General features: G+C 37.6%; 20 protein-coding genes and 1 riboswitch. Of the genes, 2 read left to right on the forward strand and 18 right to left on the reverse strand.

The features are described 5' to 3' along the window. Positions 1-3 precede the first annotated feature (3 nt). From ACQKIM_RS14095 to ACQKIM_RS14120, 6 genes are read right to left on the reverse strand one after another with little or no spacing between them, the layout of a single operon-like run. On the reverse strand, positions 4-1,164 hold the full coding sequence (locus ACQKIM_RS14095; protein ID WP_427544925.1) for an acyl-CoA dehydrogenase family protein: 1,161 nt from the start codon (positions 1,162-1,164) through the stop codon (positions 4-6). After that, complete coding sequence (locus ACQKIM_RS14100) at positions 1,161-2,036, reverse strand: hypothetical protein (RefSeq protein WP_427544927.1); 876 nt, start codon at positions 2,034-2,036, stop codon at positions 1,161-1,163. The genes ACQKIM_RS14095 and ACQKIM_RS14100 overlap by 4 nt, the downstream gene beginning before the upstream one ends. Before the next feature lie 11 nt (positions 2,037-2,047). Then, on the reverse strand, positions 2,048-3,004 hold the full coding sequence (locus ACQKIM_RS14105; protein WP_427544929.1) for a peptidase U32 family protein: 957 nt from the start codon (positions 3,002-3,004) through the stop codon (positions 2,048-2,050). Positions 3,005-3,019: 15 nt separating this feature from the next. Then, complete coding sequence (locus tag ACQKIM_RS14110; protein ID WP_427544931.1) at positions 3,020-4,189, reverse strand: cysteine desulfurase family protein; 1,170 nt, start codon at positions 4,187-4,189, stop codon at positions 3,020-3,022. 9 nt (positions 4,190-4,198) lie between these two features. Beyond that, positions 4,199-4,552: an iron-sulfur cluster assembly scaffold protein gene (locus ACQKIM_RS14115; RefSeq protein WP_427544933.1), complete on the reverse strand. Its 354-nt coding sequence runs from the start codon at positions 4,550-4,552 to the stop codon at positions 4,199-4,201. Positions 4,553-4,567: 15 nt separating this feature from the next. Then, positions 4,568-5,746 (reverse strand): LuxE family acyl-protein synthetase, encoded by a 1,179-nt coding sequence (locus ACQKIM_RS14120; RefSeq protein ID WP_427544935.1) that lies wholly within the window; start codon positions 5,744-5,746, stop codon positions 4,568-4,570. Between the two features lie 400 nt (positions 5,747-6,146). Between ACQKIM_RS14120 and ACQKIM_RS14125 the strand changes: the two genes are divergently transcribed. Both ACQKIM_RS14125 and thiW read left to right on the forward strand, forming a co-directional pair. Continuing rightward, complete coding sequence (locus ACQKIM_RS14125) at positions 6,147-7,343, forward strand: MFS transporter (protein ID WP_427544937.1); 1,197 nt, start codon at positions 6,147-6,149, stop codon at positions 7,341-7,343. A gap of 75 nt (positions 7,344-7,418) precedes the next feature. Beyond that, positions 7,419-7,526, forward strand: a riboswitch (TPP riboswitch). A gap of 114 nt (positions 7,527-7,640) precedes the next feature. After that, on the forward strand, positions 7,641-8,129 hold the full coding sequence (gene thiW, locus ACQKIM_RS14130; RefSeq protein WP_427544939.1) for an energy coupling factor transporter S component ThiW: 489 nt from the start codon (positions 7,641-7,643) through the stop codon (positions 8,127-8,129). 163 nt (positions 8,130-8,292) lie between these two features. On the opposite strand, the gene ACQKIM_RS14135 is transcribed toward thiW, so the two are convergent. From ACQKIM_RS14135 to fadH, 12 genes are all read right to left on the reverse strand, one after another. After that, the gene (locus ACQKIM_RS14135; protein WP_427544941.1) at positions 8,293-10,887 is read right to left on the reverse strand and encodes a VWA domain-containing protein; all 2,595 of its coding nucleotides are present in this window, start codon (positions 10,885-10,887) and stop codon (positions 8,293-8,295) included. Further along, the gene (locus tag ACQKIM_RS14140) at positions 10,871-12,616 is read right to left on the reverse strand and encodes a vWA domain-containing protein (RefSeq protein WP_427544943.1); all 1,746 of its coding nucleotides are present in this window, start codon (positions 12,614-12,616) and stop codon (positions 10,871-10,873) included. The genes ACQKIM_RS14135 and ACQKIM_RS14140 overlap by 17 nt, the downstream gene beginning before the upstream one ends. Before the next feature lie 11 nt (positions 12,617-12,627). Beyond that, positions 12,628-13,503: a DUF58 domain-containing protein gene (locus ACQKIM_RS14145; RefSeq protein WP_427544945.1), complete on the reverse strand. Its 876-nt coding sequence runs from the start codon at positions 13,501-13,503 to the stop codon at positions 12,628-12,630. Further along, positions 13,500-14,495: an AAA family ATPase gene (locus ACQKIM_RS14150; protein WP_427544947.1), complete on the reverse strand. Its 996-nt coding sequence runs from the start codon at positions 14,493-14,495 to the stop codon at positions 13,500-13,502. The genes ACQKIM_RS14145 and ACQKIM_RS14150 overlap by 4 nt, the downstream gene beginning before the upstream one ends. An 11-nt stretch (positions 14,496-14,506) precedes the next feature. After that, a complete protein-coding gene (locus tag ACQKIM_RS14155; protein WP_427544949.1) occupies positions 14,507-15,919 on the reverse strand; it encodes a hypothetical protein in 1,413 nt (470 codons plus the stop codon). A 12-nt stretch (positions 15,920-15,931) separates the two neighbouring features. Continuing rightward, positions 15,932-16,777 carry an ABC transporter permease gene (locus tag ACQKIM_RS14160; RefSeq protein WP_427544951.1) on the reverse strand — a complete coding sequence of 282 codons (846 nt, stop codon included), beginning with the start codon at positions 16,775-16,777 and terminating at the stop codon, positions 15,932-15,934. Beyond that, complete coding sequence (locus ACQKIM_RS14165; RefSeq protein ID WP_427544953.1) at positions 16,774-17,709, reverse strand: ATP-binding cassette domain-containing protein; 936 nt, start codon at positions 17,707-17,709, stop codon at positions 16,774-16,776. Before ACQKIM_RS14165 ends, ACQKIM_RS14160 begins: the two co-directional genes overlap by 4 nt. Then, positions 17,709-20,102, reverse strand: coding sequence for a hypothetical protein (locus ACQKIM_RS14170; protein ID WP_427544955.1), 2,394 nt, complete (start codon positions 20,100-20,102; stop codon positions 17,709-17,711). The genes ACQKIM_RS14165 and ACQKIM_RS14170 overlap by 1 nt, the downstream gene beginning before the upstream one ends. 169 nt (positions 20,103-20,271) lie before the next feature. Beyond that, positions 20,272-21,159: a LysR family transcriptional regulator gene (locus tag ACQKIM_RS14175; protein ID WP_427545005.1), complete on the reverse strand. Its 888-nt coding sequence runs from the start codon at positions 21,157-21,159 to the stop codon at positions 20,272-20,274. A 69-nt stretch (positions 21,160-21,228) separates the two neighbouring features. Then, complete coding sequence (cbpB, locus tag ACQKIM_RS14180) at positions 21,229-21,669, reverse strand: cyclic-di-AMP-binding protein CbpB (RefSeq protein WP_427544957.1); 441 nt, start codon at positions 21,667-21,669, stop codon at positions 21,229-21,231. A 218-nt stretch (positions 21,670-21,887) separates the two neighbouring features. Then, a complete protein-coding gene (locus ACQKIM_RS14185; RefSeq protein ID WP_427544959.1) occupies positions 21,888-22,127 on the reverse strand; it encodes a short-chain dehydrogenase in 240 nt (79 codons plus the stop codon). Positions 22,128-22,194: 67 nt separating this feature from the next. Beyond that, entirely contained in the window at positions 22,195-22,962 is a 768-nt protein-coding gene (gene fadH, locus ACQKIM_RS14190; RefSeq protein ID WP_427544961.1) for a 2,4-dienoyl-CoA reductase, read from the reverse strand. Positions 22,963-23,172: the final 210 nt, after the last annotated feature.

A 23,172-nucleotide genomic window follows, 5' to 3' on the forward strand; every position in this document is an offset into this window, starting at 1 on the left:
AATTTATAATTGAGTCGGGACATCCAATACAATTTTCCCAATCAATTCCTTTAGAACATCTGGCGTTGGCCCCATGACTGTTCCTGCCATACTATCACGAATATACCTCTCAATCGGTGTATTAGCGGAATAGGCATGCCCTCCACAAACTTTTAAGCCTAATTCTGCCACCTGTAATACTGTTTGACAGGCCATTACCTTAACCTCTAGTGTACTGACCATATCAACTTCCTTTTTCTCCATCCGTTGAACAAATACATTTAACGCTGTCTCTGCCTGATCGCATAGTACTTTTATTTCTCCGATCATTTGCTGAATACTTTGAAAATCAGAAAGATTTGTATTGATATGTGTATAAAATCGTTTCTTCACATAATTTACTGATTCATTATATATTGCCTTTGCGATACCAATATTGACTGCTGAAATTCCAATTTGCCCCATTGGAAGCAGAGCCTCTCGAGTAATTTTAAAACCCTCGCCTTCTTCCCCAATAAGCATCTGTTTATTTAAATAGGTATCTATATTTAATGGTGCACTTTGGTTCCCTCTTAATCCCATGCCTTCCCATTTTCCACCAACTTCAATGCCATTATATTCGCTAGCTACAGCAAAAAAATTACTTTGCATTGAGTTCTTTGCAAATGTTGCTTTTGAGTTAATGACATACACATCTGCCTCTCCTGCACTGGTTACCATAATTTTATTGGTCTTTAATCGAAGCCCTTTGTCAGTTTCATTTACCTGACTAACTGGTAAGAAAAAATAACAGCCAGATCCAGCTTCACTGAGTGCAATTGTAGTAAGACATTGACCTTTACCAATATTACTTAAAATATTTTTTATATAGTTATTTTCTCTTCCATACAATAAAATAGAAACCGCTGACATATGTTGCACATAGACAAGTGCTGTAGAAGCACAAGCTTGAGCCAGCCTAATAACCGTTTCTTTATAGAGGGATAAAGGTGCCTCCAATCCTCCCAACTTCTGAGGTATGATTAATCCTAAAAAACCACTTTGTCCAAGCTCGGTAATATTTTCTCTTGGAAACTCTCGTTCTCTATCAATTCGTGCAGCATTAGGAGCAACAAAATCAACGATAATATCATCCAATTTCGTCAAAAGATCTTGCGTAAAATTTTTTTCTTGTATAGTACTCAATTTATTGCCTCCTCTTTTAATAGTATTGGTGAAAATCTCGCATCATCACATAATGAATCCACTTCAAATGGTATGCTTTCATTTAGTTTCTTCATATCCTGAACAACCATATTTCCATAAATAATAAGATTCCCCATCTTCTCTCGACCATCTCTTGAAATTTTAATGGTTGTATCCTCAAATCGATTCCATCGTTCTCTTGGCTCAATTGTGATACCTCTATCACATAAATGCTGACATTTTCCAATTTGCTCTGCATGAAGTCGAAGTGTATGACAGGATCTAGAGGTAGATACTAATGGGTAATTTAAAAAAGCATTTACTTTAATTCCTTCATCTCTAAGCAATTGCACAGAATTTTTTAGATAAATATTCACATCTACATCTATTTCCGTTACACCATTTTCTTTCATAAAGCTAATCATAGGTGGATTAGCAATATTTAATTGTAAAAATTGTTCCTTCGTCGCTTGATCCTCATATTGCAAAATATCTTCATACCATGGGCAGTTTCCATAGCTAAAAATTAGTTGCCTTCCTAAGGATAAAGAGATATTTGGGGGTAATGGCTGTTTAGCTAAATAACGCATTGTCCCCCAATCATTCACAATTAAATTTAGCTCATAATGAAAAAAACGTGTCATCTCAGCAATAAACTTTTTCATCGATGCTTCAAATAAAATAGGAATTTCAATTTTCACTTTTTTATTGCGTTCCAATAAAAATTGTATATGCTGATTCTCAAGACCAACCATTTTATAGTGGCAGCCTGAATGCCCTAAGGAAACAACTTGATATTGATCGAATACTTCATCTGTTAATGTATATAAATAATCATGATGAATTCTAAGCTCTTTTACTGGTGTTTTCAATTATGCATCACCTAAATGTATGTTTTTGTAATTGCAGTTGGTTTATAAGTACATCGACATTTTTCACAGAAGCGGGGCACCCATTTCATAATCCACATAAGCTGCTCCTGCTCTGTTATTTTCATTTTTTGATCTATTGATAAGCCCGAAAGTCCCATTTCTCGCCATTCATTAAACATATTCACAACCATCGCTAATGTCACTGGATTAGGGGCTTCCCTTCCAAGAAATTTTATGGCTGTAACACCAGCAGAAACCAGATCTTCTAGATTACATAAACTACAATCAGTTGCACTATCTAAAAAATGATGCTGGTTACTGTATGTGTTTTGTGAAGATAAAACTCGATATAAAGTTCTGATCCCTTCTCCAATTTCAAGATTATTTGGGCTTTCCCATAAACGACAGCTCCCAGCCATACTACCAGTGCCAAAGTTCCCAGTAATCATAAGTTCCATCTCTAAATCTCGAAGTTCATGAATCTCTTCTAATGTCATTGATTGGGACAATGTTATCCTTTTGATACCTAAATCCTTTAATAGCTCGGCTCCATATATATTTACTGGTGCTAATTGTGAGCCTGAAATTATTTGAATGTCCTTTTCCAAATGATTAAGTAGATGGCACGATTGTATTGAGGATATTGTAATAGCATCTACACCTTTTTCAAGTGCTCTATAAACATGCTTTTGATAATCTTTTTCAATGCTAGTAGGGACGTATGAGGTATTGGCCATGAATATGACTTTAAGATTGTTCGCTTTTGCTAAAGCTATTATGCCATCTATTTCCTCCCAATCTGAAAAGTGGGCAGGATAATCTGCAACTGTTTGAAATTTATTATCAAATGATAGTTGTTGAAAAAGCGGAGTTGAAACGCCAAAATATATTTCATTTGCACCAGCCTCTATCATTTCTTCCATCATAAATTTTGATCGTACAGGTGCCACAATTTTTAAATTCTCCACCTTATTGACTCCTTTCTATCCAACTGGGAGCATACTTCGTAGACGGTTAACAGATGCTTTTAGACTTTCAATAAAAAAATCAATATCCTTGTAGTCCGTATAATAACCAAAGCTAATACGAATAGACGATTTTATTCTATCTTCAGTTAGGCCGAGTGCTAATAATACATGAGATAAATTAGCTTTATCGGCACTACAGGCAGAACCAATAGATACTGCAATACCATAAGCTTGGCATAATAGAACAGCCAATGCTTCTGCTCGTATATTCAGAAAAGATATATTAATAGTATTTGGTAATAAATTCTCACCTAACACAGGACCATTAATTTCATAGTATTCAATCGAATTCTCTAATTTATCTAGTAAATAAGATCTTAATGCGATTATGTTATTAGCATTTTGCTTTAGCTCTCTTTTTGCTATTTCGCAAGCTTTACCAAAACCAATAATAGCTAAGAGATTTTCTGTACCACCACGAAGACCTTTTTCTTGCCCACCGCCGTGAAGAAGCTGTTCTAATTTGCGATCACCGTTTTTCAAGTACAATGCACCTGTACCCTTAGGACCATATATTTTATGGGCGGCCATCGATAATGCGTCCACTCCTAAGTCCTGAACATCTATCTGGATTTTTCCTATCACCTGTACAGCATCAACATGAAAGATAATATTACTATTGATCTTCTTAACAACTTTCACCATCTCTTTAATTGGTTGAATTGATCCGATTTCATTGTTAGCATACATGATTGAAATAAGCGCTGTATTCTCTTGAATAGCGTTTTTTAAATCTTCAATTGCTATGAATCCATTAGTATCAACAGGTAAATAGGTAATTTCAGCACCAAGGGTAGCTAAATATTTACATAATTCTAAAGTTGCAGCATGCTCGATTTTAGAAGTGATGATATGAAACGGGCGCATTTCATTTGAAAAGAAATATCCTTTCAATGCGGTATTAATCGACTCTGTACCGCCAGAAGTAAAAAATATATCTGTCTTTTCTGCATTGATTACTGTGGCAACATTTGAGCGTGCCTCTTCCATTTTTAATTTCGCTAACTGTCCAAAGGAGTGCGTGCTAGAAGGATTACCAAATAGCGTTATATTTTCTATCATAGTAGAAGCCACCTCCTCCCGAAGAGGGGTAGTGGCATTATAATCAAAATATCTTCCTATCATAAAAGCCTCCTAAGCTGCCGAACGTATTTGCTCAAATAACTCATGTAAAATATTCAAACAATGCATTTGAGGAGGCTCCAACTCCCCTAGCATTTTATCAATCTCATGTTGCGGTTGCTGCTTAATTTCTTCTATTGATTTATTAATGATATATTCTGCAAATATATCAGCCGTTGCTAAGGATGTAGCACAACCATATGCTTTATATTTTGCATTATTTACCATTCCGGATTCTACCTTTACACTCATAAAAATTGTATCTCCACAAACAGAGTTACCAATTTTTAATTCCATATTTGCATCAGCCAGTTCACCAGAATGTCGAGGGTTACTAAAATAATCAATAATGATAGAATTGTACATGCTTAGAATCCTCTCTTATACTTCTGCCATTTCATTTTTTTCTTCTGCGGCATCCATATGCTTCTCTAAATTAATGGCACAACAACCTATTTCTGCACCCGCTACTCTAGAAAGATATACCACCTTCTGACCATTTCTTCCGCATTCACATGTATTTTCTTTCTTTAAATACACTAAATCCTCAGTTTGAATAAATCCTGGATATGACAAGGATGTAGGGTCAAATATTGCTAAAACACCCCTTTTTCCTTGTGGTACTTCTTCCGCTAAATTTTTGGGATTTCTTAATGAAAAATGAACCCAAGGTGGTACATGTTTAGACTGTTTCTCACACTCGATAGCTAAAATATTAGATTCAACTAATCCATACATATCCCTTATATTTTCTTCAGGAATACCTAAAAATTCAGCACATTCTTTATTGTATTGTTCTCTAGGTATCTCCATACCAGAAAAGCGTTTCCAGCCTCCTAGATTGATAATCATCGTCTTTTGATCTAACTTCAAATGAATATTATTTGTTTTTAAATAATTGACCAGTTTATAAATTAAAAATGGAGGTCCTACGATGTGGCGTGTATGAATGTTTTGCCATTTTTCTAAAGTTTCTATTGCCTCTTTAGGCTTGAAGGATGCTCTCTTAACAAGACATCTTGTTGCATCAAACAAACCTGAGAGCATATTTAATACTTTTACCATTCCCATCTCTGGCATTTCTTCTGGAGAAGGGAATAAAAAGAGACCAGCTCCACGAGAGAAGGCAAACATCTCTCTATACATTGCGTATATACTAAATACGCAATTGTTTAATGTTTCAGCATCCCTTCTCGATATACTTGGGATACCACTTGTTCCTGTACTTCGCATTTCAAATTCTATGTTCTCTAAAGATGTTGATAATAATAAATGAGAGTCAGGTCTTTTAAAACTTGTTACCGGAATAAGTGGAATTTTTTGTATATCATCTAAACTTTGTATATCAGCAGGTGTAACGCCGCTATCCTCGCATAGCATTCGATAAAAGCTATTGTTTTCATAATGATGTTTAAAATTTTGGGAGATTAAATAACCCTTTAATTCATTGACTTTTTCTTCATCCCATTGAAATAGCTGTTGAGTTGACCCAATGACTGCTGTTACTGGATTAATACCTAATTCTTTTAAATTTTCCATTGCTGCTTGAATAGTTACCATTACATTTCCTCTCCTTTTTAATATCAATTTCTCTCGGGTTTTCAGCTTATGACCTCTTCATGTAGACCAGTAATTAGCCGTTATTACAGGAATTATTAGGGGAATATCAACCATATATAAGGCACTAATTATTACAATTTTTGTCATACAGTTGACATAAAAAGATTAACATAAGAACAAATGATGTAACCCCTAATTCACTACAAGAAAAAAAGTAAATTCCACAAAAAAACTTGTGGAATTTACTAATTGATTACTTAATTATTATTGCAAAATATTTATCATTTATTAGTTTAAGAATAAACCATTGGTCCACTATTTAGTGTAATCCTAACTAATAGCAAACCATTTTTCTTTGTGATAGACTGTACTATATTTGATTAGAAAAGGGGGGTATTCGATGACCCAGCAGAAGTCTAATAAGGCGGCTTTGTATATTTTAATGTTTAATATGTTTATCGCAATGGGGAGTATTGGAATTATTATTCCTGTCATGCCAGAGTATTTAAGAATATTTGGTGCTGCAGGACAAGTTTTAGGCATGCTTATTGCAACGTTCGCCTTAGCTCAATTCGTTTTTTCTCCAATTGCTGGGAATCTTTCGGATCAGTATGGTCGAAAAAATCTTATAATTTTCGGGCTTATACTAACAGGACTTGCACAAATAGGTTTTGGGCTCTCTACAGAAGTTTGGATGCTCTTCTTGGCACGCTTTTTAGGTGGCCTTGGATCAGCCTTTGTTGCACCTCCTATTATGGCATTTGTGGCAGATGTTACAACATATGAAGAACGAGGCAAAGGGATGGGGATGCTTGGTGCTGCCATGTCTCTTGGGTTTATGATTGGACCAGGTATTGGTGGATTCTTATCGCAAGTCAGCTTACATTTTCCATTCTATACGGCTGGAGCTGCGGCTATTTTGGCTGCTATTTTATCGTTCTTTTTATTACCATCTACCAAACCAAATGCAGCACAAAAAATGCATAAGCAAGACAATCTCGCAAAACAAATGGTACGTTCAGTACATATGCCTTACTTTGTTATGCTTATTATTATGATGGTATTCTCGTTCGGAATTGCTAATTTCCAAACGACTTTATCATTATTTGTTACAGATAAGTTTCATTATACACCCGGAGATATTGCTATTATTTTAGTAGTGGGTGGTGCTTTTGGTGTAGTTGTACAAATGTTTGTCATTACCCCACTCTTTAATCGCTACGGTGAAATGAAGGTCGTATTAGTCAATTTATTTATTGCAGCTGTATCTATTTACTTAATATTATTCGTTTCTGGATTTGCCCTTATTTTAGTTGTTGCAACAATCTTCTCTACAGCTACAACATTAATTCGTCCTGCTGTCAACACACTGATCTCCAAACTTGCTGAAAATGAGCAAGGATTTGCAGCAGGTTTAAATAATGCTTATATGAGCCTTGGGAATATGATTGGTCCAGCATTGGCAGGTATTTTATTCGATTGGAATATGAATAGCCCTTATATATTTGGTGCTATTATTTTGATGGCTTGCTTCTTCCTTGCCCTTATTTGGACAATGAAAAAAGCACCACATCTTATGCAGCCCGATTCTAAATAGTCTGAAAAATCATTGACTATTATTAGCAGTATGTTACATTTATCTTGTTACGATGTTATACACAAATTAAATAATTTTTACCACTAGGGGAGTCTTTAAAAGGCTGAGACATATATTGTCATATATGGACCCTTTGAACCTGATCTAGTTCATACTAGCGTAGGGAAGTGGCGACATCTTGCTTTTTAATATGTAAATGCAAGGCCGCTTCCTATTGTTTTCAGGAAGCGGTCTTTTTGTGTTTAACCAGTTTAGCAGCGATAACCATTCATTTAATATTTCAAGGGAGTGTTACTTATGTCAATTCGAAAATTAACAATCATGGCCTTATTAGTTGCAATTGCTGTAGCAGGTTCTACCTTCGTTTCAATTCCAACAGGGATTGCGCGAGCTTATCCAATACAGCATGCCATCAATGTCATTAGTGCCATTCTACTCGGTCCAGTACCAACCATCATCATTGCCCTTGTCACGGCAATAATTCGTATTCTAACAGGGACAGGCTCCCTATTAGCCATTCCTGGAAGTGTCATTGGCGCATTTTGTGCAGCATTAGCTTATAAATACAGTGGCAAACCTTGGCTAACAGGTGTCGGTGAAATAGTAGGAACTGGGATCATCGCTTCCCTCATAGCAGTACCATATGCATATATCTTAATGGGAACATCTGTCGCAGCAATGTTTTTCATGCCTGCTTTTTTGAGCTCTAGTATTATTGGTGCTATTTTAGGTGTGGCCGTTGCTAGTAGTCTACGAAATACTGTACTTATTAAAAATTTCCATTAAATGAACAGGGATTCCTTCAATTCTATTTTGATCGGAAATCTCCTTTATTGGATCACTTCCCCCTAATTTATGAGATGAACTTCCCCTTTTCAAAGAACCACCCAATCATATACAAAAAACAGTGCAAAATAATCAATCATTTTGCACTGTCATTTAATCCAATTTATCGTTTCTTCATGCCCTTTAATAACTGAGCAACATTCGTATCCTCTGCCTGTATGGTTTTATTCTCTACAAGCGACTCTTTCTTCTTCGACTTAGCAAAGATGCCCCAGCCAAAGCGGCGAATCGTAATATCGATGAAGAAGAATAACATACCTGCTAATATAAGCCACGTTGCTATATTTTGCCGGTCTGCCCCTTTCTTCGTAAATTCACGAAATACCTCCTTCGGTTCTTTCAAAACAGAGCCACCCGTTTGCTTTGTCAGTTCTTCCACCAGCTTATCATTTACTGGTTGTAATTCATATTCAGCACTATAAGGTACACTTATCCCTGCCTGATAAATAGCTTGATCTTCATCAGCAATACGGAAGAAAATGAGTCCTGGCTCTGCTTGCACAACTGCCCGAACCTGTGAGGCTGAAATGGCCTCAAGCTGTGTTTCAAGTTCTTCTCCTGCTTCATTGACAGCTACAATATCTAAAAATGCTGCTTCGTTGGTAGGATCTGTAATAATAAATGAACCATCCGATTCTAAACGTACATCGTAGGCAATGTCATTATAGCTTGGTAGCATTTGAGATATAAGCGTTTGCCAAAATGTTCCCCAATCCTGCCATCTTGCCCAGTCACCTGTCCATTTACCTGTCGAATCGGAAGTAAAGGCAAATGTCTTGCCAAGGCCATATTGCCATTGAGCCAGCACCGGATCCTCTTTCTCACTTTCCGCAATTACAGAGGCACCCTGTTTCGCTGTTGTTCCGATATAAGCATTCATTTGAGGTACACCATTTGCAAATAACTTGTTCCAACCAGATGCGTTATAGATGGCTGGATAGAAGGGGTTATCCTCAATATATGTGCGTGAAATCATTGCCGTTTCACGGGATAAAATAGAAGGTATGGTCTGCTCATCAACAACATCATAAAATCGCCCGCTACCCAATTCACTAAGTGCTTCAAGTAAATTGGCATCTGCATCTTGTCCAATCGCTACAGTTGACAATGTTACGCCATTTTCTTTTCCTTCAGCAATTAAGTCTTCATAATTCCCTGACTGTGACTGTCCATCCGTTAATAGAATAATATGCTTTCGCTGTAGTTTTAAATCTGCTAAGTTCTCATAGGCCTTAGCGAGTGATCCATAAATCTCTGTCCCACCGCCTGGCGTTACTGATAAAATCGTATCTACTGCTTCTTCCTTATTGCCAAGTGGTCCTGTTTCGATAATTTCCCAAGGTCGATCATCGAAGGCAATGAACCCAAGCGTATCTTCATCTCGTAACATTTCAACAGAACGAGCTGCTGCCTCCTTAGCTAGCTCTAGCTTCGCTCCGTACATACTGCCAGAGCGGTCTAGTACGATAACCAGTCCTAATGAAGGTAATTGTTCCTTTCCTTTAATTTCCATTTCAACAGGTAGTAAAGTTTCGATTGGCGTTTTAAAATAGCCACCCAAGCCAAAGCTATTTTCACCACCAACCATCGTAAAGCCAACGCCAAAGTTTTTTACTGCCTGCTCTATAACATTCATTTTGGCCTCGCCCACTAGATGTCCTGGCACATTATCAAAAATAATAGCATTATACTGTAGATAACTAGAAAGCTCATTTGGCAAACTTCGAGCATCTATAACATCAAAGGAGATAGATTGTCTACCAAGAGCGGCTGCAATAGGTGATGCACTATCATAACCGTTAACAATTAATAAATGTGGTTCACTTTGTACCATTGTTACGCTTGTTAGTTTATTATTTTCAAAAATGGCATCCTGCTCAACCTGTACAACAGCTTCATACTTTACAAGACCCTCTGCTGTAGCAGTATGTTTATACGTAAATACATTGGAGCCTTGTGCAAGCTCTACAGCCTCACGGTGAACAAGTTTGTCGTTTTCATATAATAGAAGCTCCCCTTGACTAGCAGCTGTCGCATGAACTTCAGTAACTAATTGCTGCTGCTCACCCACATATGCAACTTGTGGGGTTACAAAGCTTTTCAGTGATATATCTGTAGAAACTGGTTGATGAAATGGAACAACATCAACACTTATATTGGAGCCTTTAAATTTCGATGCAAGCTCTAAAGCATTCCCTTTTGTTTCATTGCCATCTGTTAGAAGTACCAATCGTGTTGCCTTTTTTGAATTAACAATCCCCGAAGCAAGCTGGAGACTTTGTTCAATATTTGTTTGATCTGTTGCTCCTATATTTGTAAACTTCGGCACTTCCTTTAATGATTTCGATAAAATCGCTTCTGTTTGCAGTGTTGATGAAAAAGAATAAATCCCTGCAAGTTGTTCATCCTTTTTCGACTGTAAACTTTCCTCTATAAATTTAACCATCTCACCATCTGTGCCATTCATAGAAGCAGAACGGTCTACCATAAATAATATTTGTTCTTCCTTTATAGGTAATAAAATATAAGGACCTGCAAGCGCAAAAACTAAGCAGCTAACTGCTAGAATACGAAGTCCTAGCACTGTTATATGGCTCTTTTTCAAGCGCTGACGTTCTCGCCAATAGGTCCAGCCAAAATACATTAATAATGGGAGTAAAAGCAACAATGCTAATGGCATATCAATTCGTAAATCCACGTCGTCGTTGCACCTCCCACTCTGTAACAAGTACTAATAAAATAAGAAGAATAAGCCAAGGTACAAGTGAAGCTTTTGCTATCTCTTCTTTGCCATTCTCTTGGAGCTCTCCTAGTGTATAGCTTGTTCCTTTTTGGATGACACGCTCCTGTGCCTGAAGCTGGACAATTAAGCGCTTTTCTTCATCTTCTGAGCGTGCTGTATAAATACCTGGCTTCATTGGAGCTGTTAATAAGCCATTCGTTATGGACGATAAAAACTGATCGTCCTGAGAATATACACTCCAATCGCCCTGTTTCAAAGCAACTGCGCGCTGCTCGTTCGGCGTAAAAATACCAAGTGAACCAATCGATTCTGAAAGCTGCTGTTCCGCACTCCACAAAAATAATGGAAATGAAGGGTGCAGAGGCCAATCTGTATCTGCAATATCAGCTAATATGACAAGATCACCTTTAGGAGAACGTTGTATAAAGGGATGATCTCCAACCGATGCAATTGTTTTGTAGCCATCAAAACCAGGATATACAGTGCTAACATAAATATCTTTTAGCTCACTAAATGCAAACAATGCATCACTTGTTGTATTTACTTCGCCCTTTGCTTCAATTTTTTTGGCATCATCACGACCAAATAATACTATAGGTTTGTCCATCTTTTCGAGCAGTGCTGTTTGGTTAGTTACTACAGTCGCTTCTTGATTATCAGCTATCTGTAAAGACGGAATAATCTTGACACTGTTATTAATTGTTTGAAAGCCTTTTTGAATGAGTTGATGCATACTTTGATCGACCACTATTTTTGAGGTAGTCGTTTGTAGTAAAACAGTTTGTGAATTATCGACTATATAATCATCATTTGCATCAATCATAGCCGTCAATGTAGCCTCTAGTGGTAAATCTTTAAAAGTTTTCGTCACAGCTTCATTAGGAGGTAATGTTAAATCTTCCGATACAACCTTATTATTCTCTGCATTTTGTAACAATAAAGTGATCTTTTGCTCCAAATCAGTATCATTTTGTAGCTGTACCAATGCCATAGTCGATTGACCATCTGTAGTTGCAGCAAAACGTGTGATTGCGATATTCGTTAAATCTTTAGCAGAACCTTTTACAATCCATTTCACTGTATCTTTTTCCATTGGTAAGTGCTTTTTATCCAGCGCATCTGTAAATACATAAATGGATGTTGGTATATCACCAACAAAAGCCTGCGCCACATCAAGTGCCTTATTCATTTGTGCTGTTTCATAGGTTACTTCCAGCTCTTGAATCGCCTCTTCAATATCTTTGGTGTTTGTCACCTGCTGTAGCACAGCTTTCGGTGTATTGCCTGTTGTAATGAGTGTCACAGGTCTACCGTTAAGTTGATTCACCAAAGACAGCAATTCCTTCTTATGTGTATCGAATGTTGACTGCCCTTTCCCAGCAAGCATTGTTGCGGACGTGTCCACAATAAAAATTGTCTGTGCTCCTACAATTGTTGACTTTTTAATATAAGGGTTCATTAGGGCTAGTACTAATAAAAGAAGTGCTAGGAGTTGCAAAAAGAGCAGAGCATTTTTTTGTAGTTGCTTTAAGTATGGTGATACACGCGTTTCCTGCATAATTTCCGACCAAAAAAGTGTAGAAGATACGGTTTGATCGATATATTTTTTTCGAAAGAAATAATATAGTAGGACAATGACCGGGATGATGGCCGTCCAGCTAAAAAGTATTTGACTAAAGCCCAATACGGCTCACCTCACCTAATCCAATGTGCTTTTAATAATTGCTGAAAGATGGCATGCTGTAATCCATCCTCCACTTTAAGCTGTAATTTTCTAACACCGAAGCGTCGACAGATAGCTTCAAATTCCTCTTCATGTAATAAACGTCGTGCCATATATGCGTCTAAAACTTTAGAGGACATTGTAACGTTGACATCTTTGCCAGTCTCACGATCTAATAGGCGGACATCACCAGTATAATTAGGAGATAACTCCTCTTCCGTGACAATTTGTAATAAACGTACATCCCCTGCATAACGTGGTAATCTTTTTAAAAGTTGTTCCCATTCCTCGATTGGCTCTAGCCCATCTGTAACGATAAATAGCACTGTACTATCCTTTGGTAATGCTTTTAAAGCTCCCTGTGCAAAGCTTCCCGTATAATCTGCTTTTTCTATTTCTGTGATGATTTGTAAAAAAGCGCGTCGATACATAGCGCCTTTACGACGAAATGGCGGCTTCATCTCATCTTGCACAAAAGAAAAAGATAACCGATCGTCACGACCAAGCACCATTAAACCAAGAGAAGCAACAATTTGACGAGCAAATGTCCATTTAATATCATCATCCATGGATTTAGTGGTATCCAGCAAAATGTGTACACGCATCTCTTGCTCATCTAAAAATCTTTTAATAAAGTATTTATCAGTTCTTGCAAAAACGTTCCAATCGACCTGCCGTACATCATCACCTAAATGATATTCACGAAAATCTGAGAAATCGAGCGATGCCCCGAAGCGCTGCGAACGGTGCGAGCCTTTATGCTGCCCTCGCAATTTGGAGGCCGTTGCCAATTGAAAGCGACTAATTTTCGCTAACCAATCTTCGGGCAATATTATTTTTTGTGTCACTTGCTAACACCTTGCTGTACTCTTTCTAAAATAACATCAATCACATCATCCGCTGTTTTTCCTGAAGCCTCCCCTTCATAATTCAACAGCATACGATGACGTAATACTGGTTTCGCTACAGATTTAATGTCTGCTACAGAAACATGGAAACGCCCATTCATGAGTGCCCTCGCCTTTGCTAACTTTATTAAGCTTTGCAAACCACGTGGACCACTACCATACATCGCATATTGCTTGACCTCGTCTATAGCATCGACTCTTTCAGGATGTGTAGCGACAACTAGGTCCGTTGCAAATTCAAGCATTTCATCTGCAACTAGTATTTCCTTTACCATTTGCTGTGCCTCTATAAGTACCTCTGTGTCCATTATTTTTTGCAAGCCAATTTCCTGAGCGCCCGTTGTACGCTTCATAATTTCCATTAGCTCACTTTTCTCAGGATATGGTACAAGTATTTTACATAGGAAACGGTCCATTTGCGCCTCAGGTAATGGATAGGTTCCCTCCATCTCAATCGGGTTTTGTGTAGCTAGCACAAAAAAGGGCTTAGCCATCCTTTTTGTATCCCCTAAAATCGTAACTGTCTTTTCTCCCATAGCCTCTAGCAATGCACTTTGCGTTTTAGGTGTTGCACGATTAATTTCGTCCGCTAACACCATCTGACTAAAAATCGGACCAGGCTGGAATGTAAACTGCTGTTTACCGTCTGTTGTACGCTCAATCATACTTGTTCCAGTAATATCTGCCGGCATAAGATCAGGTGTAAATTGAATACGTGAAAACGATAAATCAAGTACCTCAGAAATTGTACGAATTAACATCGTTTTGCCTAAACCCGGCAGCCCCTCTAATAATGCGTGACCATCGGCTAAAACTGCGTACAATGTATAATCGATTGCCTCCTCTTGACCAACAATAAAGCGATGAATTTCCTCTTTCACCTGCTGCAATTTCATACTCATTTCAACATACTGCTGCTCTGTAAATGCCATTTCTTTTCCTCCTACTGCGACTCTATTGACGTGAAATAAGATTGCACGACATTTTGTAAATCTTTTGGTAATTGTAATCGTTCTGAGCTCTCAATATAGCTATCCTTATATGACCCTATTACTTCGTCATATGGGCGGATGGTTCCCTTAGTTATTGGACCATTTCCTTGCTGCTCAGATACATGTGAGCCATCTCCTAGTGCACCACTGTCCACTGATGTCTCACTTGAGCCTCCAATTCGATTCGGCGTTGTTAATAAAGAGCGACTGCCCTGGCCCGATCCTGCACCTTGACCTCCTTGTCCAGAACCATTTCCCTGACCTTGTCCCTGTCCTTGACCTTGCCCTTGTCCCTGCCCTTGACCTTTTCCTTGAGCTTGACCTTGCCCTTGACTATTACTTGAAGACTGTTGGGAACTGTTTTGAGAATTACTTTGGCTTTGCTGGCCTGCCTGCCCTTGTTGATTGCTTGACTGCGAATTACCTGATGGATTTTGGCTCGAATTAGAATTGTTTTGCTGATTGTTATTAGCATTATTGGCACTCGCAATAGCATTTTGTAATGTATTGCTTGCTGGCTTTCCAAGCTTGCTCATCGCTGTCTGAGTAGCATTAGCATTTTGTGTCAGCTCTTGCTGCATTTGAGCAAGCTCCTTCAGCTGCTCCACTTCTTCCTTCGATAAACCATTACCTTCTGTGGCACCATCCTCGCTAGTCGTTTGCTTGTCCTTTAATTGCTGCTCCTTTAAGGCAAGCTCCTTTTGTTTTTTCACGACCTCACGTAATGCTTCTTCAGCCGTTTCTGCCTCTTTTAACGTATTTTGTAATTTCTTTAATTGCTCTTTCACGTCTTTGGTTTGAGCCTTTTTCTCTAGCTTGGCAACTTCCTTCTTAACGTCCTCAATAACAGCCTTTTCTTGCTCTACCTCAATGGCTTCCATTTGTGTGGCTGATGGAAATAAGTATAGAATTGCCAGTACAACTGTAAATGCAAATATCCCACTTAGTGCCTTTGGACGAAATAAATGCTTCTTTCTCGCTTTAAAATTTGTAAAGGATGTTTCAGCGTTTTGTACAGCTTTTATGAGCAGTGATTGTATTAGCGGGTCCTTATCATCCTGGAACGATAAGGCTGTCACTAATTCATTGTGTAAAAAATAATCATCCAAATTATGCAATGCTTCCTTTTCTTTCGCACGCTTCCACCACATAAATATTACTGCCGCTAGTACAATAACTATAAAGACAATTAGTGCTGCTTGTCTGTAAAATGGCCAGACAAATAATCTGGAGACGAGGACAAGTGAAGCACTCGAAAGCAAAGCAAAAAACAGACCATATTGTGCAATGGGAATACTTCTTTCTACTGTTAAACTCGTCTTTGCACGTTGAATATATTTTCGTAATTGCTTACGACGCTCCATAAGAATTCCTCCTCATCGGTTACTTTTCATGTTGGCACGTAATTTTTTAATAGCGATTGTTAGGCATAAAACGATAATCAAGATATACGCTATTAAATAAGTAATCCAAACAGGTAATTTCACACCTGAAAGCTCGCTAAGCGCATCTCCCATTTCGGGTGAAATAAGTGTTAACATCAATGCGCCGGGGTTAATGGACGCCCAAAAATAAGTCATATAGGATGTATTTGTGCCAATGTTGTTCCCCATTTGATGGAAGGCCATTGTTAAAAAGAAGAAAAATGCCGTAATGCCACCTAAAAAGATAATTGAACCATATGTTGCAATCATGGCAACGATTGTTCTTTTTGTAATGGTTGAAAACATTACACCGATACTACCTATTGCAACTACTGTTACTAGGTAAAATAAAAATATTGAAATTAACTGAGATGGTGATACCCCACCAAATAAAAATACTAAACTATATAATGGCAGCCCTGCGATTAGCATTAATACTAAAAATGCTACCGAAGAGAGTAGTTTGCCAATAATGATTTGTGTAGAGCTTTGTGTTGTTGTTAATAAAATATTTAATGTTTGCTTTTCCCTTTCACTGCTAATGGCACCAGCAGTCAAGCTCGGTGTAATAAATAGTACAAGAGCCATCTGTAAAATAGTTAATACAGCAAACATCATAAAGCTCGTATCTGGTCTAAAAAAGCCTCTGCCTGTGAATTCAGTTGTTAATAGAAGGAATCCCGCTATGAAAATACAAAGGACTGCTAAATAAAACATCAATCCTGAAAAGCTTTTAAAAGAACGGAAGCGTAACTTCAATTCTTTTACGAGTACTGGATTATAAAATCGTTCCATCATTGTTTGTCCGCCCCCTTCGTAATCGCCATAAAGACATCCTCTAAATCTTTTTCCTCTTCACTTAATGCATAGATAGGTAAATTTGCTAGCATTGCCTTTTTCAAGAGTGCTACTTGATCAGCATCCGTTCCACGATAGTTAAAGGCTATTTCTAGGCGATTATCTATCACATCTATCGAGGAGATTAAAGGGTCCTCCTCTAAGAATGCACGTACCTCATTTACTCGATCTGTAACCCTTATAACAATGCGCTTCTCACCTTGTAGCTGTGCCTGAATGGAAGAGACATTACCATGAGCAATAAGCTTGCCATTGTCAATAACGCCAATTTCATCACACATTTCTGCAAGCTCAGGCAAAATATGTGAGGAAATTAATATCGTTTTGCCCATTGATTTTAGATTTCGTAGAATATCTCGCATTTCTACACGTGCACGTGGATCTAATCCTGAGGCAGGCTCATCCAATATTAATACCTTTGGGTCATGAATAAGAGCACGCGCTAAACATAAACGCTGCTTCATCCCTCGCGACAGTAAATCTACATATTCATAACGTTTGCTTGTTAAATTCACAAGCTCAAGCAGCTGTGGAATAAGGACTTTTCGTTCAGCTACACCTATACCATAGCTAGCACCATAGAAGTCTAAGTACTCATCCACTTTTAATTGATCGTACACACCAAAGAAATCTGGCATATAGCCAATTTGCTTTCGAACCTCCTTGGGCTCCTTAATAACACTTTTTCCATTAATAAGAGCATCACCGGAAGTTGGTGACAACAAGGTCGCCAATATCGAGAAAGTAGTGGATTTTCCTGCTCCATTGGCACCTACAAATCCAAATACAACGCCTTCCTCTAATGTTAAGTTTAGATGATCTAATGCTGTAAAGGAGCCATATCTTTTCGTCAAATCACGAATTTCAATCATTATTTCGCCACTCCCTTCAGCTCTACTTCTGGTAATTTTGTTTGCTCACCTGTTTGATCTGGTCCAAATTTAATCTCAATCAGCAACTCGCCATTTTCGTTGAAGTACTTTGAAATGTTATCTGTAAACACCTGTTTGGTATCTACTAATGGCTCATAATTTTTCGTTTTATTATTCCAAATCGATAGTTGCATACGCGTAACATCCTTATTTGAAACCGTTAGTTCATTTAAAGTTTGAACTGAACTCATAAAATTATCTGGCATTGCAATGGATACCTCATATAAACCAACTGACATATACCAGTTATTTAACTGCTCATCTATTTTATCGTAATACGCATTAGCGGATTGGGGATTTACTGAATACGAAAAGTTGTTACGTTTCATCGTAAATGGTCCTGATAGCTCTACTTTGCCATCAAATGGCTGAATAAAATAAGAAATTGGTGACATTTTGGCACTTGTTTCAAGTTCCACACCAGCAATGGCTTGTTCAGCCCATGCAGTTATAACAGGTTTCTTATCATTTTCTACAAGTGGAAGTGCTAAAGATTGCATCCGCTCAATTCGAAGTGGATTTACTTCTTCCTTCTTCGATGGATAATTATAATTGTAGTTCGTAAATGTAGACGGCTTTTGAAGAACAGTCGCCGTTAACTCTTTATCTACTTTAAGTGTTCCATTCGCTTCTATATCGCCAAGCTTAACTTCTTTAACACCAGAGATTAAGGTAACATCCTTTAAAGCAAACGGGAAATTATTCTTAATTGTCCCTGTTAATTTTTCATTTTTTAATGTTATATCGATATCCATTTTGCCAATATTTTGCGCCGCTGTTTTTCCTGCGAAGGACTGTACAGACCAATAGCTTAAATCACGTAAAGTTAATGTAGAGCCATTTGCATTTTCTTTAATATAAGATGTTTCATGTAAATTTCCACTTGTTCCAGTGAAATTATTATTTCGACGAAGCGCAAATGCACTAGTATCCTTATCTGTATTCACAACAAAATCACCACTACGGTTTGTCAGTAGGGATTCTACATAATAGCCATTTAAACTACTATCTTCATTCACTTTAAAAAATGCTGATTGCTGAATTTGAGGCTGTACAATTCGATCCTTGGCACCGAAAATAAACAAAACAATCGATAATGCAACTGACATAATCGGAATTATCCACCATGCCTGTTCACGCTTGTCTAATTTCTTTAGGATAAAATATAAAATCGGTCCAATAATTAAAATATATAATATGATAACGATTAACATATAGCTAACTGATACTTCAAAGGATGGGAATAATTCATTTACATCACGCAGTTCATAAGACAATTGATCCATTGTTGACTGCCCGCGCCCCATCATACCTTGCTGAGAAAGGCTTTGAATATCCAATAATTTTGCTGCTAATGTTGCATAGCCATCCATAGATGCAAGCGGCTGATCTCCTAATGAAAAGGCGGTTTGAATAATTTCTCCACTGCCAACCTTTTTCTTGGATGCTAGAAGGGTATTATTGTCTGTTAATACAGGTAAACTTCCTTGATTTCCAGTTGCCGCAAAAACAGATATTGGCTGTGAAAAAGTACCCCCGCCTGCTATTTTGGATAAGCTATCTGCGGAAACAGTTGTCAATTGCTGTGATAATGTAAGTGGTAAATCATCCTTAAAAATGCCGGCTGTTGCATTTACTTGATCACCAGCTCCCACTAATAATGTACTGCCATCCTGCACCCATTTAAATAAAGCCTGTTGTTGTTTTTGTGATAAATCAGCTATGGCGATTTCATCGATGACAATGATGTTCGCCATCGCAAAGCCCTGCGCATCTTCAGGCAATGTAAAATCTTTTATTTGCTTTAAATTAAAAACCTCAACATTGTTTTGAGCAGCAAATTGAGAAAGACGTAAAAATCCTGATAGGCGATCACTCTTATCTGTTAGCGTATAGATAAATACAGAAGAGGGATCTAAAAAGTTTCCTTGTATTTGTTTTGTCCCTTTATAATCAACCTTTTTCCCCTTTTCAATGCTTCCCTCATAAAAGGCAAATAAATCTGCATCTGAATAACTATAATCAGCTAAACCATCTAAATAGAAATCAAATGTTTTTTCTTCTCCTGCTGCAATATCAATCGGCAGCACTAGAGCGGATGCAGCTACATAGGAGCTAGAAGCATTAATGGCCATATCTCCCGAAAAATCTGCACCATTATTTTTTACTGTTACTTGAAGTGGCACCAATGATTGATATTTTGCTTTCCCTGTAATTCCCACCTTAGCTTGTACCTCTAAAGTTGCAGCTGCTCTTGCCTGCTCCACAGGCAGAAGAAAGCTAATAACAAGCATAAATATGAATACGAGTGCCGTGATATTCGTTTTTTTCAAAAGCTCAACCCCTTTTTTCTCTATAAATATTAATGGTTACATAATTATACGTTTAAAATTGAATTTTGTTCCATTTCTTATGACATCTTCATGAATATTCATAAACTCTTAAGAATTAAAAAGCAGTCCAGAAAGTAATTTTTTTTACTCTGGACTGCCTTCAGATTTTCTATTTCAAGTAATCAAACAAGCACCGTGCATGATCTTGTATCACTTCGACGAAAGCCTCTACTTGCCGTAATTCAAATGAAGATTCATACCCTATTAACCATGTATCCCTCGTTAAACCGAACTCTTTTTCATTATTTGTAAGGGCTATTTTATTAATACCATCATGATCATTTAAAGTAATGGAAGGTAAGATAGCATAACCAATTCCGTCTAATGCCATTTGTTTACAGATTTCAATTTGATCAACCAAAATCTGTCGTCTTGGATTTGAAGCAAAATGTTGCTGCCACCATTGTTGAATTTCCTGATAATAATTGGAATCACTTTTAAATTGAATAAAAGGTCGCTCTGTTGACAGTACATCTTCAATTGTTTTTAATTCCTTATCAACTAAATAAAGGGTGTCCCGAAAAAGATGAATTTTTTCTCCCCTCCAATCAACCTGTCCACGAACAATTCCCACATGAGCCTCTCCTTCATACAATGCTTTCACAATTTCAGAGCTCCAACCAGTCATAAGTGAGATTTTCGCCTCAGGATATTTCGTTACAAAATCTTTCAATATTTTAGGGAGCCAGTTTTGACCAACAATCGAAGCACATGCTATTTTCAATGTCCCATTCACTTTTGTTGTCAATGATTGGATTGTTTCAAAAATCTCCTCTTTTTTGCTTAGCATTTCTGTGGCATAGCCAATCACCATTTCTCCAGCAGGTGTTGCTGTCAGTCCCTTTTGCGAACGGATAAATAGCTGGGCTCCCCATTCCTTTTCAATCGTTTGCAAACGTTGAGAAAGAGCCGGTTGGGATAAAAATAGACGTTCTGCTGCCTTTCGCATATTGCGTTCCTCAGCTAATACTTTTAAGATTTCAGCTTCTGTCGCCATCAATCAGTAAACCTCCAATACAAGCAAAGAGGGTCTCATGATTTTCATCTGAGTCCCCCTCTTAACCTACTACTCTTTTAGATAAATATATTTTTTCAATTGCTTTAAAATCACACGTCTTGTTAAAATCCCTGCAAATGTACCTTCTTCATCCACAACACATAAAAAGGCATGATTAATCACTAAATCGAGAGCTCGCTGAAAAGTATCTGTTAATTTTAATACAGCAATATTTTTGTCCATAATTGTATCCACTTTAATATCAGGCAGCTTTTCATATTCAATATGTTCGAGTCCAAGAATGGATTCTGTAATCATCTTCATGCTTAGTAACCCTTGAAGTCGGTATTTCAAATCTAAAACAGGTATCGACGAATACCCTGTACGTGTAAGTACAAGGAGTGCATGCTCCGCACTATTCCCACTTTGTACATGTGCAACCTTTTCAGATGAAATAATAAAATCACTAATTGGCATTGCTAATAAGTCTTTGCTGTTAGTTGAAATCATGAACTTCTTCTCCTTTACTGTCCTTACTATACAGAACAGGGTGCTTCCTTTTTATCATATCATAACTTTTCCTTTTATGACCACGACAAGGTAGAGAAGAGTTTTTAAAGAACCACGAATGATTTAATTGCTTTGAACTAAACTAAGACGTAAGTTGGAAAGAAAAAATCATAAAAAGGACCTTCATTCAGACATACATCTGAATGAAGATAACAGTTTTAATAGCCTGCCTGACTCCAGTAATAAAAAATCATGATCCCTAAGAAAAGTAAAAAAATGATATAGACCCATACTATGGGGTTTAGCATTGTTGCATACTCTTCAACCGTTTCTGAAATCGGTGTATCGTTTTCAGACTTTCGTTCAGTGGTCATTTTCGCAATCTTTAGTGTTGACACAAAAGAAATAACGGAAATGATTGTAATGGCAATAAGAGCCGGTATTAACCACATACCCATTGGCAAAACTCCTTTCTTTACCCCTAGTATGCGTCAATCCGACTCTTCATTATGCAATTTATTTTATTTAGAATGGATACTGATTAAGCCATTGTCCACCGTCAAGTGTCACACATTCACCATTCATATAGCTAGCCTTATCAGACAGCATGAATGTTGCTAAGTCAGCAATTTCCTCAGGAGTTCCCGTACGCCCTAATGGTACAGAATCTAATGTACGAGCAGCCGCAGCCTCTGATTCCCAAAGCCTTTCTGCACCCCCTGTTCGCTCAATTGGACCTGGTGCAATTGCATTCACCCGAATCCCGTACTGTTTCCCCCATTCAACAGCTAGTGTTCTCGTTAATGATAATACACCCGCTTTAGCTGCTGCTGAATGAATAACGCCAGCACCAGCATTCCACGCATAAGTTGCAACCATATTCAAAATGGCTCCTTTAATATTATGTTGAATCCAATACTTACCAACAACAGAAGAACAGAAGAATGTACCATTTAACACAATATCAACAACAGCCCTCCAGCCATTCGGTGATAAGTCTTCCGCACGTACGATAAAATTGCCAGCAGCATTATTCACAAGTCCATCAACCTGTCCAAATTTTTCAACAGCAAATGCTAGCATCGCCTCTGCATGCTCTGGCACTCGTACATCCATTTGGAAGGTCTCAATTGAAGTTCCAGCCCCTAAAATAAAATCCTTTGCCTCAGCTAAGCGTTCTTCATTACGACCTGTAATAACAACATTCGCTCCTTCGGCAACAAAGGTCTTAGCCATATAAAGTCCCATTCCACTTGATCCACCCGTAATAATAATTGTTTTCCCCTGCAACATACCATTTCCCCCTTCACAAAAATGAATGATGATTCATATAAATATTACTATATTTTCTCGTATATGTCATATTAATTCTGTAAAGAGTCAAAAAAATTGATACACTATTTACCATAGCTCTACTTATTTCCTACATAAAAAAGAACCATTCAAGACTTTTGAATAGTTCTTTCTAATTTAGTGGGCAGTTCAATATTTACCATTTATCTA

Origin of the sequence: Lysinibacillus sp. NPDC047702 (assembly GCF_050272555.1) — a bacterium.
In the GTDB taxonomy this organism is placed as follows: domain Bacteria; phylum Bacillota; class Bacilli; order Bacillales_A; family Planococcaceae; genus Lysinibacillus.